The organism is Priestia sp. P5_B4 (assembly GCF_056400385.1).
Map to the genome: position 1 here is coordinate 1 of NZ_JBFULJ010001011.1, position 1,262 is coordinate 1,262.

Consider the following 1,262-nt stretch of genomic DNA (forward strand, 5'->3'; position numbering starts at 1 on the left):
AACGCATACTGCTTCGTAAAACGATGCAAATAAGTGTGAACAAATTCTTTTAAAGCCGCTACGTATTCTACTGAGGTGTCGGTTATTTTATCTCTTGTTCTTTTAGGAAACACAAGAGCAGATACGGCTAAACCAATTCCAACTCCTACAACTGTATCTAATACGCGAGCTAGTAACAAACTCTCTGAAATCCCCCCAAGAAGCATGTCATACATAAAGGCCAGCATCATCGTAATCCAAAAGCTCATAAACGAATACGTAATAGGAAAGAAATAAAAAGCCATAAACACACAGATAAAAAGCAGCGTTATTTCAAGTATTCCGGGTGAGACGAAGCTTGCGACAACAAAGCCAACAGCTGCTCCTAGAAGCGTTCCTACGCTTCGCTGCACGGCTTTTACAAACGTACTTCCTATCGTTTCTGTACCAAGAAGCACTAAATAGCCTGCTAACAGCGCCCAATATTGATGCGATGGAGATAAAAAAGAGCCAAATATTAATGTCGCAACAGCAGTGATGACCGCTTGAATAGACTTTTTCGTAGATGGTTTTAATCCTTTTTCTTCATCATTGTCCTCTTCGTCTTCTTTTTCTTCCGCTTCTTTTTGAGGCTGTTTTTCTTGTTTCACAATTGCTTGCTGCAGCTCATAGGCTTCATCAATCACGTGATTTGATATCGTTTCGATACGGCGGATTAAGTAAAGCCAATCTTTATACCTTTTATCTTGAGGTTCGAGTTCACTTAATTTTTGGCGCAGCTCTTGCAGATGCTGAGCTGCATCCGTTAAGGAATGAGTAGGATTTTCATTTAATACCTCTGCTTCGCGAATCGATTCCACTAGCTTTAACAGCAGCTGCTGAATATCAAAATGATTAAATGCCTTTAATTCACTGAGCTTTCGAATCGCCGGGGAATATGTCTGGAGCAGCATAACTGTATCAAATACATAAAGGCGCATCTGTTCAGCTGTTACGCCAGGCCATATGTCGTGGGGATCTGTATTTCCAAGCTCTTCTGATACTACACGGGCATACTCGGCCAGTTTTTTAATATTGCGGTTATATTGTTTGATTTGAGCCGGTTCAATTCTTTTCTTTTGAATTAACTCAATAATTAAATCAAGCACCAAATTCACTTGAATATGAAATGATTTCATTGAAGACCTCAGCACGTTGGCAGGCCGGTCTTTAAAGATAACAAAATTATAAATAAATGCACAGCATGCTCCTACTATAACGCCAGCTAACAGCCACGGCAGCTG

1 protein-coding gene is annotated in these 1,262 nt (G+C 40.2%); it reads right to left on the reverse strand.

The annotated features are described in order from the left end of the window. On the reverse strand, positions 1 to 1,262 hold a 1,262-nt coding region (locus tag AC1DRF_RS28350), incomplete at both ends, for an FUSC family protein (protein ID WP_477742353.1).